Raw genomic sequence first — 14,344 nt, 5'->3', positions numbered from 1 at the left:
CAGCGCTGCCACTGTTGGCTGAATATTTCCCCGACGAGCATTACTGCCATGACTATTGCACTCGCTCTGATCATCCTCATCTCACCCTTCGCGGTCGCCGCGGCAGTGGGCTGGGCGGCGCGGCGCGGCAATGTCCTGCGGTTCCGCCTCGACCTGTTCGACATCAACCAGCCCGACTACGAGACGTATCGCGCCGGCCACGACCTCGACGTGATACGCAGCCGGTTCGAACACCAGCCGTCCTGGCCGAGCGCAGGTGTCCTAGGCGAGCGCCGTTAGAAACTCCGTCACGGCTTCGCGGTACACCTCGGGCGCATCGTCGTGGATCAGGTGCCCCGCGCCGGGTACGTGCAGATACCTGGTGTCCTTCCCGATCTCGGCCATCCGGCGCATCTGCCCCGGCGGCGCCACCGAGTTGCCCGCCTCCATGAGCAGGGTCGGTACCCGCACGTCGCGCCACTGCTGCCAGTAGTCCCGCGTGCCCCACTGGGCAGCGATGTCCAGCCACCACTGCGGGTACCCGTGCAGCCGCCAGCCGGTGGGCGTTCGGTCGAACGCCTCAAGGAAGTACTGGCCCGCGACCGGCCCGAACTCGTCGTAAACCTCTTGTGCCGAGCCGAATTCGACCGGAAGGGCGTGCACCCACGGCTCCCACGGCCCGGTGGTGCGTCCCCGGAAATCCGGGGCCATGTCCTCCACCACCACCGCGCGGGCCAGTTCGGGGCGGGCGGCGGCCAGACACCACGAGTGCAACGCACCCATCGAATGCCCCACCAGCATCACCGGCCGCCCGAGACCTGCCACGGCGTCACCCAGGTCCGCGACGAAACGCTCGGTGCTGATCGGATACGGATCGACCACGTCGCGCCCGCGGTGCCACGGTGCGTCATAGGTGTAGACCTCGCCCAGCCCAGCCAACCAGGGCAATTGGCGCGACCAAGTGCTGCCGCGACCCATCAGCCCGTGCACCAGGACGATGGGCTCGCCGCGCCCCCCTCTATGGGTGAGCAGATCTGTGACCATCCCGTTATCTTGCCGGGCAGTCGCGGTAGCCTGAACACCATGCCCGTCGTGAAGATCAACGCCATCGAGGTCCCGCCCAACGCCGGCCCGGAACTGGAGAAGCGGTTCGCGAACCGTGCACACGCCGTCGACAGTCAGCCCGGCTTCCTGGGCTTCCAGTTGCTGCGCCCGGTCAAGGGCGAAGACCGCTACTTCGTGGTGACGCAGTGGGAAACCGAAGAGGCCTTCCAGGCCTGGGCTTCGGGCCCTGCTGTCGAGGCGCACAAGGGCCAGCAGGCAAAGCCTGTGGCCACCGGCGCATCGCTGCTGGAGTTCGAGGTTGTGCTGGACGTTGCAGGGCCCGCTGCCCAGGCGTAGCCGCGGCCGGACGCTGCACCGCACGGTCGGCCTGACGGCCATCGCAGCGGTCGCCGCGGCCCTGGCTTGTGGCTGTTCGCCGAACGTCGCGCCCGCGGCCGAAGTGTCCTACGGCGCGCACATCGACACCATCACCCCGCCGGGTCTGCGCGCCAAGCAGACCATGGACATGCTCAACTCCGACTGGCCGATCGGCCCGATCGGGGTGCGCACCCTGGCCGCACCCGAGAAGGTCGACCTGGTCGGGACCAAGATGGACTCCATCTGGTGGGACCGCCCGTTCAAGGTCACCTCGGTGGACATCGGGGCCGCGCAGGCCACGTTGCACGTACTGACGTCCTACAACGTGGCCCAGGACATCGAACTGCGGACCAACGATGTCGGTCTGGTGGACCGGTTCGAGGTCAACCTGGTGCCGCCGAAGATCGACAAGTGGTCCGACATCGACACCGAGCTGACCAAGTCGGGAGCGCGCTACTCCTACCGGGTGTCCAAGGTGAACAACGGCAAGTGCGAGCAGGTCGCCGGCACCAACACCGACATGTCGCTGCCGCTGGCTTCGATCTTCAAACTGTACGTACTGCTTGCGGTTTCGGATTCGGTCAAAGCCGGCACGCTCAAGTGGGACGATCACCTGACGATCACCAAGGAAGGCAAGAAGCTCGGCTCGGCCGGGCTGGACAAGCTTCCCCCCGGCGCTCAGATCACCGTGCGGACCGCCGCCCAGCAGATGATCTCGGCCAGTGACAACATGGCCACCGACCTGCTGATCGAGCGGATGGGCCCCGCCGCGGTGGAACGCGCACTGGTCACCGCGGGTCACCACGATCCGGCCAGCATGACCCCGTTCCCGACCATGCACGAAGTGTTCTCGGTCGGCTGGGGCGAGCCGAACCTGCGCGATCAGTGGAAGAACGCCTCACCCACCGATCGAGTGGCACTGCTGCAGCAGACCAATTCCCGCCCCTACGAACCGGATCCGTATCGCACCCACACCCCGGCCTCCAATGACGGCCTGGAGTGGTTCGCCAGCGCCGCCGACATCTGCCGGGTGCATGCCGCCCTGCAGGCCTCCGCGTTCGGGCCGGCCGCGCCGGTGAAGGACATCCTCTCGGCGCTGCCCGGAATCGACCCCGATCCGGCGAAGTGGAACTACATCGGCGCCAAGGGCGGCAACCTTCCCGGCGACCTGACCTTCAGCTGGTACGCGGTGGACTACACGGGGCAGCCATGGGTGTTCAGTTTTCAGCTGAACTGGCCGAAGTTCCGTAGCCCCACTGCCGCAGGCTGGTTGCTGCAGATCGCCAAGCGGGCGTTCGCCATGGCGCCGGTCGGACAGTAGGGCCGCGGACTAGTTGCTGCTCCGCAAGGTCCAGGCCTGGCCGCGGAAATGCATCACGGTGCGGCTGAGTGGCGCGATGTCGATGCGCCAGAACGACTTTGCCGGGGCGTCCAGCGCGACGAGGATGGCCGCCCGGATCACCGCCGGGTGGGTCACCGCGACCAGCCGCCCGCGCGTCGAGACCAGACCGTCCATCCAGCGATGAACCCGGTTGACGAGACCGACGACGGATTCGCCGCCGTGCGGCGCCCGGGTCGGATCGGTCAGCCAGACCGCCAGGTCCGCGGGCAGCACCCCGCCCAGCACACCCCCGCGCCAGCTGCCGAAGTCCAGATCGGCCAGTTGGGGTTCGACCACCGCTGACAGGCCCAGCAGCTCGGCGGTCTGGCGGACCCGTTTCTCCGGCCCGCAATACGCGGCGTCGATGACGCCCAGTTCGACGGTCGCATCGGCCTGGCGGTGGCCCAGCGGGTTCAGCGGCTCGTCGGTGGGAAATCGTCCGGCAGCGGTGGCGTCGGTCATGGCGTGCGACACCAACGTCAGCCGGACGACCTCACTCACTGGAACTCACGCGGTGACGGACTGCTTCTTCTCATCCAGCAACCGAGAAAGAGATGCCGCGCTGACAAGTCCGATCGTCGCCCAGATGATCACTTGGGTGCCCAGGCCATAGAGCCGGAACTCGTAGAGATCAACCGCCGGGAAACCCGGGAACACGATGGCGCCGGCATCATCCCGCAACGGACCGGGTGTCTCGTCGATCGTGGGCAGGATCAGCATCAGCACGGTCACCGCGACGATGTATGCCGCAACCCCGGCGAGGGTCGCATTCCAGGCACCGAGCTTCGGTGCCAGTTGATGACCGAGATATGCCGCGGCGACCATCAACAGCGCCGACAGGCCGACCATCAACAGGTACAGCAGCGCCCGCTGCGTGATCGTCTCATCGAGGCTCGTGGCCGGAGGATTCGGCGGATACTTGAGCGAAGGCACGATCCACAGCGAGATCAGCATGCCGCCGGCGATGAGCACGGACAGCGTGCGGGCCGACAGGTTGTTGAGCCGGCCGTATGCCACACAGAACACCACGGCGAACAGTGCGCCCATCGCGATGCTGAACAGCAGCACACCGAATCCCATGCCGATGTTGGACTGGATACCGCGACTGAAGAGCTCACCACCCTCTTCACCATGGCTGTGGCCACCATGTGCCACAGACATCGCCTCATGGGCCGCCGCAGTGCCGTCCTCGAAATCGATGGCGCGGCCGACGATGGGTTCGATGAAAATCTTCGACCACACGAACGCGAAAAGACCAGCTAGGGCGCCGGCGAGTACGCCGCGCCAGATGACATGTTTTTCCATTGTTCTGTTATCCCCAGCGTCAGGTCAGTGGCAGGGGAAACCGAGCAGGTGCCGGGCGTCGTGCACGAACTCGTGGATGTACATGTTGTCCCCGAAAACCGAGGTGGCACCCTGGTCGACGCCGACGAAGTACAGGATGACCAGCGCGAAAAACGCCGTCAAGGACAACCAGGCCACCGCACTGGCCGCAGACAGGTCGATCGCGCCCACCCGGCTGTTACGCGCCTCAGGAGTAGTCATCGGGGTTCCTTTCCGGGAATTCGCGTCCCAGTCCGTTCGTGACAGGTCAGGGTCTGACTGTTAACAGTGGCGCGGCCGTCCTGGATTCTCACCAGGTTCCTTTGCCTGTCGATTACAGCAGCATCCTAACCACCGCGCAGGAGTTCTCTCATCGGCAGGTATGAAACCGGCATGAAAAATGCCCCCGCCATTGCGGCGGGGGCATTTTTCGTCTTGGACCTTATTGCGCTTCGTCGCCGGAGGCGACTATTCGGCCGTGGCTCCGGCCTTGGCCAGATCCGGACCGTCGGAGCCGGCAGCCTTGGGCGCACCGGAGAACGTGAACTTCGCGTCCTCGCCGGCGCTTTCGCCGTCCCAGCCCTCGACATCGACCGTAACCAGCTGGCCCGGGCCGAGCTCTTCGAAGAGGATCTTCTCCGAGAGCTGGTCCTCGATCTCGCGCTGGATGGTGCGCCGCAGCGGGCGGGCACCGAGCACCGGATCGAAGCCACGCTTGGCCAGCAGGGCCTTGGCCTTGTCGGTCAGCTCCATGGCCATGTCCTTGGCCTTGAGCTGGTTTCCGACCCGGCCGATCATCAGGTCGACCATCTGGATGATCTCGTCCTGCGTCAGCTGGTGGAACACGATGATGTCATCGATGCGGTTGAGGAACTCCGGCCGGAAGTGCTTCTTGAGCTCGTCGTTGACCTTCTGCTTCATCCGCTCGTAGTTGTTCTCCCCGCCGCCCTGGCTGAAGCCGAGTCCGACAGCCTTGCTGATGTCGGAGGTTCCCAGGTTCGAGGTGAAGATCAACACCGTGTTCTTGAAGTCGACCGTGCGGCCCTGACCGTCGGTGAGACGTCCGTCCTCCAAGACCTGCAACAGGCTGTTGTAGATCTCCTGGTGGGCCTTCTCGATCTCGTCGAACAGCACGACCGAGAACGGCTTGCGACGCACCTTCTCGGTGAGCTGGCCGCCCTCTTCGTAGCCGACGTAGCCCGGAGGGGCACCGAACAGCCGCGACGCGGTGAAGCGGTCGTGGAACTCGCCCATGTCGATCTGGATGAGCGCATCGTCGTCGCCGAACAGGAAGTTGGCCAGCGCCTTGGACAGCTCGGTCTTACCGACACCGGACGGGCCGGCGAAGATGAACGAACCGGACGGACGCTTCGGGTCCTTCAGGCCGGCGCGGGTACGCCGGATCGCCTTGGAGACGGCCTTGACGGCGTCCTCCTGGCCGATGATCCGCTTGTGCAGCTCGTCTTCCATGCGCAGCAGGCGCGTGGTCTCGGCCTCGGTCAGCTTGAACACCGGGATGCCGGTCCAGTTGCCGAGCACCTCGGCGATCTGCTCGTCATCGACCTCGGCGACAACGTCGAGATCGCCTGAGCGCCACTGCTTCTCACGCTCACCGCGCTGAGCAACCAGGGTCTTCTCCCGATCGCGCAGGCTCGCGGCCTTCTCGAAGTCCTGCGCGTCGATCGCGGACTCCTTCTCCCGGCGCGCGTCGGCGATCTTCTCGTCGAACTCGCGCAGGTCTGGCGGAGCGGTCATCCGGCGGATACGCATCCGGGCGCCGGCCTCGTCGATCAGGTCGATCGCCTTGTCCGGCAGGAACCGGTCGTTGATGTACCGGTCGGCCAGGGTGGCCGCGGCCACCAGCGCACCGTCGGTGATCGAGACGCGGTGGTGCGCCTCGTAGCGGTCACGCAGACCCTTGAGGATCTCGATGGTGTGCTCGACCGTCGGCTCACCCACCTGGACCGGCTGGAACCGGCGCTCCAGGGCGGCGTCCTTCTCGATGTACTTGCGGTACTCGTCGAGGGTGGTCGCACCGATGGTCTGCAGCTCGCCACGGGCCAGCTTCGGCTTCAGGATCGACGCGGCGTCGATCGCGCCCTCGGCAGCACCCGCACCCACGAGCGTGTGCAGCTCGTCGATGAACAGGATGATGTCGCCGCGGGTGTTGATCTCCTTGAGCACCTTCTTCAGGCGCTCCTCGAAATCACCGCGGTAACGGCTGCCCGCGACCAGTGAACCCAGATCCAGGGTGTAGAGCTGCTTGTCCTTGAGCGTCTCGGGGACCTCGCCGTGGACGATGGCCTGGGCCAGGCCCTCGACGACGGCGGTCTTGCCGACGCCGGGCTCGCCGATCAGCACCGGGTTGTTCTTGGTGCGGCGGCTCAGCACCTGCATGACCCGCTCGATTTCCTTCTCACGGCCGATGACCGGATCGAGCTTGCCCTCCATGGCGGCGGCGGTCAGGTTGCGGCCGAACTGGTCGAGGACCAACGAGGTGGACGGGTTGCCCGACTCGCCGCCACGACCACCGGTACCGGCCTCGGCGGCCTCCTTGCCCTGGTAACCGCTCAGCAGCTGGATGACCTGCTGGCGCACCCGGGTCAGCTCGGCGCCGAGCTTGACCAGCACCTGCGCGGCCACGCCCTCGCCCTCACGGATCAGGCCGAGCAGAATGTGCTCGGTGCCGATGTAGTTGTGGCCGAGCTGCAGCGCCTCACGCAGGGACAGCTCCAGCACCTTCTTGGCACGCGGCGTGAAGGGGATGTGGCCGGACGGCGCCTGCTGTCCCTGGCCGATGATCTCCTCGACCTGGCTGCGCACGCCTTCCAGCGAGATGCCCAACGACTCCAGCGACTTGGCGGCTACGCCCTCGCCCTCGTGAATCAGACCCAACAGGATGTGCTCGGTCCCGATGTAGTTGTGGTTGAGCATCCGGGCTTCTTCTTGCGCCAGGACGACGACCCTGCGGGCACGGTCGGTGAATCTCTCAAACATCGGTGGTTACCTGCTCTCCATCGCTAGCGATACCCGCGTACGGCTGCGTTCTATCGGTTTTCTCGTAGCCCGCACGTGTACCTACCGTCCACTCTAATGGGCGGCCGTCCCGGGCGCGGAGGTTGGCGGTCCGTTCCGGCGGCGACGCACCCAGTACGAGCTGTCCACATCTACTGCTGCAGATGAGCAACGCCGCCGGTCGGCGAATCGTTTCCGAAAATCGCGGCTTTCGGGTTCGCCACTAGCGAAAACTCCGGACCGGGAATTCTCACCGGTCCGGAGCTGGCAACTGTCGGTTAAGTTGCGGTCGTTTATGTGGCGGCGTGGAAGGCGTCGATGACGTCTGCGGGGATACGGCCACGCGTCGACACGTTGTGCCCGTTGCGGCGGGCCCATTCGCGGATGGCGGCACTCTGCTCGCGATCGATGGCGCCGCGGCCACGGGCCGGGCCTGCCGCCCGTCCGCGCCGGCGCCCGCCGACCCGGCGTCCGGCCTCCACCCACTGCTTCAGGTCGTTGCGTAGCTTGGTGGCATTCTTCGAGGAAAGGTCGATCTCATAGGTGACACCATCGAGGCCGAATTCGACCGTCTCATCGGCGGTGGCCTCACCGTCGAAATCATCGACCAGCGTGACGGTCACTTTTTTCGCCATTACCCCGCACCGAACCCTTCTGCATACGCATTGGTGACTACGCCTGAGTATCCTGCACCTGCGCCCTAATGTGCCACAAAAACGCACACATTTCCAACGACGCGTGGATCACGGCAGTTCAGTTAGTCTGGCGGCGAACAATCGGGAACAAAACCGTCTCCCGAATAGACAACCCCGTCAGCGCCATCAACAAGCGATCGATACCCATTCCGGTGCCGGTGGTGGGCGGCATCGCGTACTCCAATGCGGCGAGGAAATCGTCGTCGAGAACCATTGCTTCGTCATCACCGGCTGCAGCCGCGCGGGCCTGGGCTTCGAATCGTTCCCGTTGGATTACCGGATCGACGAGTTCGGAATATCCCGTGGCGAGTTCGAAACGCCGTACGTAGAGGTCCCATTTCTCGGTCACCCCGGGAATGCTGCGGTGAGCCCGGGTCAGCGGCGAGGTCTCGACCGGGAAGTCGCGGACGAACGTCGGGGCCCAGAGCTTCTCCCCCACCGTGTGCTCCCAGAGTTCCTCGACCAATTTTCCGTGCCCGTAGCCACGGTCACGGGGAATCTCCAGCTCGAGCCCGTCGGCAATACGCCACAAGTACTCAACTGATGTGTCGGGAGTGATCTCCTCACCGAGAGCCTCCGACAGCGAGGGATACATTTCCAATGTGTCCCATTGCCCGTCGAGATCGTAGATAGTGCCATCGGGCAATGGCACTTGACGCGTACCGATCGCCTCGTCGGCAACTTCTTGAATAAGTTCACGCGTGACTACCGCGGAATCGTTGTAGTCGCCATACGCCTGATATGTCTCCAACATCGAGAATTCCGGCGAGTGTGTGGAATCGACGCCTTCGTTTCGAAAGTTCCGATTCAACTCGAAAACCCGGTCAAAACCGCCGACGATGCAGCGCTTGAGGAACAGTTCCGGCGCAATCCTCAGGTACAGATCGACATCGAGCGCATTGGAGTGGGTGATGAACGGCCGCGCCGCCGCGCCGCCGGCCAGCGTCTGCAGCATCGGCGTCTCGACCTCCAGGAAGCCGCGCCGTTCCAGCGCCGAACGCACCGCCCGCACCACCGCGACCCGCTGCCGGGCGATGCTGCGCGCCTCCGGGCGCACGATGAGATCGACGTAGCGCTGACGCACCCGGGTCTCTTCGCTCATTTCTTTGTGAGCAACGGGCAGGGGCCGCAGGGCCTTGGCCGCCATCTGCCAGGAGTCGGCCAGCACCGAGAGCTCACCGCGCTTGGAGCTGATCACCTCGCCGTGGACGAAGACGATGTCGCCGAGGTCGACGTCGGCCTTCCACGCGTCGATGGACTCCTGACCCACCTGAGCCAGGCTGATCATGGCCTGCAGCTGGGTGCCGTCTCCTTCCTGCAGCGTCGCGAAGCACAACTTGCCGGAATTCCGGGCGAACACCACCCGGCCCGTGACACCGACGATCTCGCCGGTCTGGGTGTCGGCGGCCAGGTCCGGGTAGGCGCTGCGCAGTTCGGCCAGCGAATGCGTGCGCGGAACGGTGACCGGATAGGGCTCGCGCCCCTCAGCCAGCAGCCGCTCCCGCTTGGCCTGACGAATCCGGAACTGCTCGGGAAGGTCGGCCTGGGACTGGGACGCGTCGTCGCGATCGGCTGGGCTCACAAAATGCCAGCTTAAATGAACTCGCGGGCGCGCAATTGCACGCCGACAAGCCGGCGGCTCCCGGCCACGAGCCAATGGACCGGCGGTTCAACGGCATACCCGCGTCCCGGCGGGGTCAGGCCGCGACCCAGGTGTGCACAACCTCACACCGGTCACCTGGCCGGCTTGAGCCGTCCCCGCTGGCTGTCCCGGTTGCGCTCGAACACCAGCCGCAGGCCGTCGAGGGTGAGATGGCGGTCGTAGTGCTCGACCGTCCGCAGGTCCGGCAGCACCAGCGGCGCGGTGTGGCCGGTGGCCACAACCGCGACGTCGCTGCCGGAGAAGCCGTCGACGTCCTCGCGGATCCGGCTGACCAGTCCGTCCACCAGTCCGGCGAACCCGAAAACCGCGCCGGCCTGCATGCATTCCACGGTGTTCTTGCCGATCACCGAACGCGGCCGGGTCAACTCGACCCGGCGCAGCGCGGCCGAGCGGGCAGCCGCGGCGTCGGAGGACACCTGCACACCGGGCGCAATCGCCCCGCCGAGGAACTCCCCCTTGGCCGACACCACATCAACACAGATCGACGAGCCGAAATCGACGATGATCGCCGCGGTGCCGTATTTGTGATAGGCGGCAAGACAATTCACGATGCGGTCGGCGCCGACTTCCTTCGGGTTGTCGACCAGCAGCGGGATGCCGGTACGCACACCGGGCTCGATCAGCACATGCGGCACCGTCGGCCAGTACTGCTCGAGCATCACACGCACCTCATGCAGCACCGAGGGCACAGTGGACAGCCCCGCGGCCCCGGTCAGACGCTCGGAGTCGTCACCGATCAAGCCGTCGATGGTGAGCGCCAACTCGTCGGCCGTCACCTCGGATTCGGTCCGGATCCGCCACTGCTGCACCACCTTCGCGTGATCACCTGTACCGGAGATCAACCCGACGACGGTGTGGGTGTTGCGGACGTCGATGGCGAGCAGCATCAGCGGGGCGACATCAGTTCGGAGACGTCCTCGGGGACATACGCCGGATCATGACCGTGTTCGCCGAGATCGATCTGCTTGTTGTCCGCGTCCACGAACACGATTCGCGGCTCATACGCGCGGGCCTCGGCATCCTCCATCACCCCGTAGGCGATCAGGATGACCAGATCGCCCGGGTGAATGAGATGCGCTGCGGCACCGTTGATCCCGATCACACCGGTGCCACGCTCGCCGGTGATGGCGTACGTCACCAGCCGGGCACCATTGTCGATGTCGACGATCGTCACCTGCTCGCCTTCGAGCAGATCGGCAGCCTCCATCAGGTCGGCGTCGATGGTCACCGAGCCCACATAGTGCAGGTCGGCCTGCGTCACCGTGGCGCGGTGAATCTTGGATTTCAGCATGGTGCGCTGCATCAGTTCCTCCAGGGCAGTTCGTGATTGTCGCCGTCGCCGACGCGAGGGTGTCCGTCGATTCCGGCGGATGCTCCGATATCTACTGAGATGTTGTCCAGCAGGCGAGTTCGGCCCAGCCGGGCTGCGACAAGCAGCCGGCCTGCCCCTCCCCCGGCGCGGGGCCCAGCATCGGATCGCGCACTTCCAGGTAATCGACGTCGATGGCGGGTACCTCGTCGAGCACTCCCCGGGCCGCGTCGATGGCGGCCGCCGCCCCGCCCGCCGCGGCGTACTTGCCGGCCAGCAGGGCCGCCGACAGGGCTCCGGCCTGTTCCCGCTCGTCGGCGTCGAGATACCGATTGCGCGATGACATTGCCAGGCCGTCGGATTCCCGGACGATGGGAACCCCGACGATCTGCACGTCGACGTTGAGATCGGTGACCATCTGCCGGATCAATGCCAGCTGTTGATAGTCCTTTTCGCCGAAGAAAGCCCGATCGGGCCGGACGATCTGGAGCAGCTTGAGCACGACGGTCAGCACCCCGGCGAAATGGCCGGGGCGCGCGGCCCCTTCGAGCTCACCGCCGCCGGGCCCGGGCTCCACACTGGTCCGCGGACCGTCCGGGTACATCCCTGAACCGGTTGGGGTGAAGGCGATCTCGACCCCTTCGGCGCGCAGCGCGGCCAGGTCCTCGTCGAGCGCGCGCGGGTAGGCGTCGAGATCCTCCCCCGCCCCGAACTGCAACGGGTTGACGAAGATCGACACCACCACGACCGCGCCGGGAACGCGCTTGGCCGCGCGAATCAGCGTCAGGTGGCCCTCGTGCAGCGCACCCATGGTGGGCACGAGGGTGACGCGGCGCCCGCTGGCGCGCAGGGCCCGGCTGACTGCCGCGACATCGGCCGGTGCCGAGTAGACGTTCAGTTCACCGGCGACGAACTTGGGAGGGTTGCTCTGGGTCATCCTTGACTCGTTTCAGGGCTGGTTTCCGGGCCTGCATCTGAGAGCACCGCGAACACGTCCACGGGCGCATGTGCGCGTTGGGCGGTACGCAGTGAGTCGGCCCGATATGCCTGGGCCAGTTGGGGATCCAATGCGCGCAGGGCTCTCAGGTGAGCGCCAACCGCTGCTGCGTCGCCGCGTGCGACGGGTCCGGTCAACGCGGCCTGGCCGCGTTGCAGCGCGTTCTCCAGCGCGGCCCGGGCCAGCGGGCCCACCACCCGCTCGGGCAGACCGCCGGGCGCATCGCCGACCAGCTCCTGGCCGAGCAGTTCCTCACCGCGCAGTGCGGCCCGCAGCGTGTCCACGGCGTCGAGCACCAACGTGACCAGGTGGTTGCTGGCATGCGCCAGTGCCGCGTGGTATTGCGTCCGCGCGTGCTCGGGCACCCGGAACGGCTCCCCACCGATCTCCAGCACCAGCGACTGGCCGATCGCGTAACCGACTTCGTCGGCCGCGGTGATGCCGAAACACGTATCGGGCAACCGCGCGAGGTCCTCGTCGGCGCCGGTGAACGTCATCGCCGGATGGATGGCGAGCGGGATGCACCCCTGCTCGGTCAGCGGGGCCAATACCGCCACCCCGTTGGCACCGGAGGTGTGCACCACGATGGTGCCGGGCCGCACCACGCCGGTGGCAGCGAGACCGGACACCAGCGATGCCAGCTCGGCGTCCGGAACCGTCAGCAGCAACAGCTCAGCGCGCTGCGCCACGTCGGGGACGGGAAGGATCGAGGTATCGGGCAGCCGCCGCTGTGCCCGCAGCCGGGAGGCCTCGGAGATGGCACTGCAGGCCACCACCACGTGCTCGACCCGTTCCAGGGCATAGCCGAGCGCCGTGCCGACCCGGCCCGCCGAAATGACGCCGACGCTGAGCCTGGCAGGACGCAATCCCTCAGGAGGGGACCACCCGTTTGCAGGGGGCTGCTCCATCGCAGACGACCTCACAGGATGAATAGGTTTCAGTCGTTCCAGTCCCGCGTTGCGGGTACCGGACGGTCGTCACGAGACTAGCTCACTCGTCGCGACGCCTGCGACGCCCGCCTTCGGCAGGGGCGGACTGAAACCGTGCCAGCAGCTCATTTACCGACTGCCCGTCGGCATGGTGCCCGTTCGCCGGCTCGGGTTCCGGTTCGCTGCGGTGCCGTGATCCCCGCCGGGGCGGTTCGGGCGGTTGCGACGATTCGGTGGCCAATGCCGGCGACGACTGGGCCGGTGCGGACCGGCCGGGATCGGAGGTCTCGGCCGCGGCGGAGTGCCTGCCACGAGGCGGCGGCTCGGGAGCTTGGCCTGCCGACATCGCGGGGGCCGGCGCAGGCGCCGGTTCGGGGGCCGGCGCAGGGGCCGGTTCGGGGGCCGGCGCAGGGGCCGGTTCCGGAGCTGGTTCGGGGGCCGGCGCCGAGGTTTCCTCTGGTGTCGATTCGGGGGCGCGGCGCCTGCCGACGTACTCGGCCGATGCGCCGTTCTGGGTCACCGGCGCGGACCAGTTGCTGCCGGGGGCGCCCGCGGGGATCCACTGTCCCTCGGCGGGAGCCGGTTCCCAGCCTGTGGCCGCGGGCTCGGCGACAGGCGCAGGCGTACTGACCGGCTCCGGTTCGGGAGCCTCGATCGTCGGTGACGGCTGCATCGGCGGCATGGCCGGCGGCGGTGGCGGCGGCGCCCACGTGGACGGCGGCTCCGGCTGACTGCGTGCGGCCGGTTGCGGCTCAGGCCTGCGCTGCGGCTGGGGCTCCGGGCGCGCCTGAGGCTGCGGTTGCGGTTCCGGTCGGGGCTCGGGCCGAGGCGCGGGCTGGGGCTCCGGCCGGGACACGGGTTGCGGTTCCGGTCGAGGCTGAGGTTCCGGCTGACGCGGGGGTTCCGGCTGACGCGGGGGTTCCGGCTGGCGTGCAGCGTCCTGCTGACGCCGGCGGCGACGGGGCTGTTCACCGGCAGGCATCGGTCGCGACGGTAGACGGTGCGCACCACCCGAGGTCGCCCAGTCGTACTCCGGCGGATGCGGCTCGGCCGGAACGTCGATGATCGGGCTTTCCTCGGTGCGCGACGTCCGAATGTCGGTGACCTCGACGGGGGGCACATCCAGGCGGCTGGCGGTCACCCGGCCCGCGGTGCGCACCGTGCTCTTGTCGGTCTCGATGGCCGGGCGGTGCACTAGGTCCGTGTCGAACAGGATCTCCAGGTTCGCCCGCAATGCGGCCAGCTCGGAACGCAGCGCGGCAACCTCGTCGGCCGCCTGCGCGCGCAGTTCGGAGGCCAGCTCCCGGCGCAGCTCGGTCTCGACGGTCAGCTCGTACTCCCGCCGCGCCGAGATCTCCCGATCCAGCTGCAGGTCGTAGACGAACTTCAGATCCCGGGCCTTGGCCTGGTCCAGGTCACTCTGACGCCGGTAGATGACGGAGACGAAGGCCGCCACCACGGCAGCCCACAGGGCCAGGATGACGGCGAGCTTCAGCAACTCGACGCGATCGGTGAACACCAATGCGGAACTGGCCAGAATGGCGAGTACCAGCAATACCGTTAAGAGCAGCCAGCCTGGCCTTCGGCCGCCGCGCCGTGGCCGACCACCGCGGGGCAGAACGGTCATGCGC

Annotated in this window: 14 protein-coding genes, 1 pseudogene and 1 riboswitch; of the genes and pseudogenes, 3 read left to right on the top strand and 12 right to left on the bottom strand. The window is 66.9% G+C overall.

All coding sequences use genetic code 11. The features are described 5' to 3' along the window. Positions 1-48 precede the first annotated feature (48 nt). Complete coding sequence (locus tag ACNQVK_RS07985; protein ID WP_418029088.1) at positions 49-279, top strand: hypothetical protein; 231 nt, start codon at positions 49-51, stop codon at positions 277-279. On the opposite strand, the gene ACNQVK_RS07980 is transcribed toward ACNQVK_RS07985, so the two are convergent. Further along, entirely contained in the window at positions 262-1,023 is a 762-nt protein-coding gene (locus ACNQVK_RS07980) for an alpha/beta fold hydrolase (RefSeq protein ID WP_211156256.1), read from the bottom strand. The genes ACNQVK_RS07985 and ACNQVK_RS07980 overlap by 18 nt on opposite strands. 39 nt (positions 1,024-1,062) lie before the next feature. On the opposite strand from ACNQVK_RS07980, the gene ACNQVK_RS07975 reads away from it, so the two are divergent. Then, positions 1,063-1,380: an antibiotic biosynthesis monooxygenase family protein gene (locus ACNQVK_RS07975; protein WP_029108325.1), complete on the top strand. Its 318-nt coding sequence runs from the start codon at positions 1,063-1,065 to the stop codon at positions 1,378-1,380. After that, positions 1,355-2,722: a serine hydrolase gene (locus tag ACNQVK_RS07970; RefSeq protein ID WP_418029087.1), complete on the top strand. Its 1,368-nt coding sequence runs from the start codon at positions 1,355-1,357 to the stop codon at positions 2,720-2,722. The genes ACNQVK_RS07975 and ACNQVK_RS07970 overlap by 26 nt, the downstream gene beginning before the upstream one ends. Positions 2,723-2,731: 9 nt before the next feature. On the opposite strand, the gene ACNQVK_RS07965 is transcribed toward ACNQVK_RS07970, so the two are convergent. From ACNQVK_RS07965 to ACNQVK_RS07915, 11 genes and pseudogenes are all read right to left on the bottom strand, one after another. Continuing rightward, complete coding sequence (locus ACNQVK_RS07965) at positions 2,732-3,283, bottom strand: histidine phosphatase family protein (RefSeq protein WP_418029086.1); 552 nt, start codon at positions 3,281-3,283, stop codon at positions 2,732-2,734. A 6-nt stretch (positions 3,284-3,289) separates the two neighbouring features. Then, the gene (locus ACNQVK_RS07960; RefSeq protein ID WP_418029085.1) at positions 3,290-4,087 is read right to left on the bottom strand and encodes a CbtA family protein; all 798 of its coding nucleotides are present in this window, start codon (positions 4,085-4,087) and stop codon (positions 3,290-3,292) included. 24 nt (positions 4,088-4,111) lie between these two features. Continuing rightward, positions 4,112-4,327, bottom strand: coding sequence for a CbtB domain-containing protein (locus ACNQVK_RS07955; RefSeq protein WP_418029084.1), 216 nt, complete (start codon positions 4,325-4,327; stop codon positions 4,112-4,114). Positions 4,328-4,357: 30 nt separating this feature from the next. Continuing rightward, a riboswitch (cobalamin riboswitch) is annotated at positions 4,358-4,472 on the bottom strand. Positions 4,473-4,573: 101 nt separating this feature from the next. Continuing rightward, positions 4,574-7,102: an ATP-dependent protease ATP-binding subunit ClpC gene (clpC1, locus tag ACNQVK_RS07950; protein WP_418029083.1), complete on the bottom strand. Its 2,529-nt coding sequence runs from the start codon at positions 7,100-7,102 to the stop codon at positions 4,574-4,576. A 311-nt stretch (positions 7,103-7,413) separates the two neighbouring features. Continuing rightward, complete coding sequence (gene lsr2 / locus ACNQVK_RS07945; protein WP_036442478.1) at positions 7,414-7,755, bottom strand: histone-like nucleoid-structuring protein Lsr2; 342 nt, start codon at positions 7,753-7,755, stop codon at positions 7,414-7,416. A 118-nt stretch (positions 7,756-7,873) separates the two neighbouring features. Next, positions 7,874-9,397, bottom strand: coding sequence for a lysine--tRNA ligase (gene lysS / locus ACNQVK_RS07940; protein ID WP_418029082.1), 1,524 nt, complete (start codon positions 9,395-9,397; stop codon positions 7,874-7,876). Positions 9,398-9,549: 152 nt separating this feature from the next. After that, positions 9,550-10,365: a type III pantothenate kinase gene (locus ACNQVK_RS07935; RefSeq protein WP_418029081.1), complete on the bottom strand. Its 816-nt coding sequence runs from the start codon at positions 10,363-10,365 to the stop codon at positions 9,550-9,552. Then, entirely contained in the window at positions 10,365-10,781 is a 417-nt protein-coding gene (gene panD, locus ACNQVK_RS07930; protein WP_409548216.1) for an aspartate 1-decarboxylase, read from the bottom strand. The genes ACNQVK_RS07935 and panD overlap by 1 nt, the downstream gene beginning before the upstream one ends. Further along, positions 10,781-11,724: pseudogene (panC, locus tag ACNQVK_RS07925) on the bottom strand (pantoate--beta-alanine ligase). The gene panD and the pseudogene panC overlap by 1 nt, the downstream one beginning before the upstream one ends. Then, positions 11,721-12,692: a Rossmann-like and DUF2520 domain-containing protein gene (locus ACNQVK_RS07920; protein WP_418029080.1), complete on the bottom strand. Its 972-nt coding sequence runs from the start codon at positions 12,690-12,692 to the stop codon at positions 11,721-11,723. Before ACNQVK_RS07920 ends, panC begins: the two are co-directional and overlap by 4 nt. An 82-nt stretch (positions 12,693-12,774) precedes the next feature. Further along, positions 12,775-14,340 carry a DUF6779 domain-containing protein gene (locus tag ACNQVK_RS07915; protein WP_418029079.1) on the bottom strand — a complete coding sequence of 522 codons (1,566 nt, stop codon included), beginning with the start codon at positions 14,338-14,340 and terminating at the stop codon, positions 12,775-12,777. Positions 14,341-14,344: the final 4 nt, after the last annotated feature.

It is taken from the genome of Mycobacterium sp. 134 (genome assembly GCF_048282715.1).
In the GTDB taxonomy this organism is placed as follows: Bacteria; Actinomycetota; Actinomycetes; order Mycobacteriales; family Mycobacteriaceae; genus Mycobacterium; species Mycobacterium septicum.
Note: the sequence above shows the minus strand (reverse complement) of the source record. Positions and strands in the feature narration are given on the sequence as shown.

Coding starts and splice junctions, on each gene's coding strand:
- ACNQVK_RS07985 (WP_418029088.1), top strand. CDS start 49: ATGACTATTGCACTCGCTCTGATCATCCTCATCTCACCCTTCGCGGTC.
- ACNQVK_RS07980 (WP_211156256.1), bottom strand. CDS start 1,023: ATGGTCACAGATCTGCTCACCCATAGAGGGGGGCGCGGCGAGCCCATC.
- ACNQVK_RS07975 (WP_029108325.1), top strand. CDS start 1,063: ATGCCCGTCGTGAAGATCAACGCCATCGAGGTCCCGCCCAACGCCGGC.
- ACNQVK_RS07960 (WP_418029085.1), bottom strand. CDS start 4,087: ATGGAAAAACATGTCATCTGGCGCGGCGTACTCGCCGGCGCCCTAGCT.
- ACNQVK_RS07955 (WP_418029084.1), bottom strand. CDS start 4,327: ATGACTACTCCTGAGGCGCGTAACAGCCGGGTGGGCGCGATCGACCTG.
- clpC1 (WP_418029083.1), bottom strand. CDS start 7,102: ATGTTTGAGAGATTCACCGACCGTGCCCGCAGGGTCGTCGTCCTGGCG.
- lsr2 (WP_036442478.1), bottom strand. CDS start 7,755: ATGGCGAAAAAAGTGACCGTCACGCTGGTCGATGATTTCGACGGTGAG.
- ACNQVK_RS07935 (WP_418029081.1), bottom strand. CDS start 10,365: ATGCTGCTCGCCATCGACGTCCGCAACACCCACACCGTCGTCGGGTTG.
- panD (WP_409548216.1), bottom strand. CDS start 10,781: ATGCAGCGCACCATGCTGAAATCCAAGATTCACCGCGCCACGGTGACG.
- ACNQVK_RS07920 (WP_418029080.1), bottom strand. CDS start 12,692: ATGGAGCAGCCCCCTGCAAACGGGTGGTCCCCTCCTGAGGGATTGCGT.
- ACNQVK_RS07915 (WP_418029079.1), bottom strand. CDS start 14,340: ATGACCGTTCTGCCCCGCGGTGGTCGGCCACGGCGCGGCGGCCGAAGG.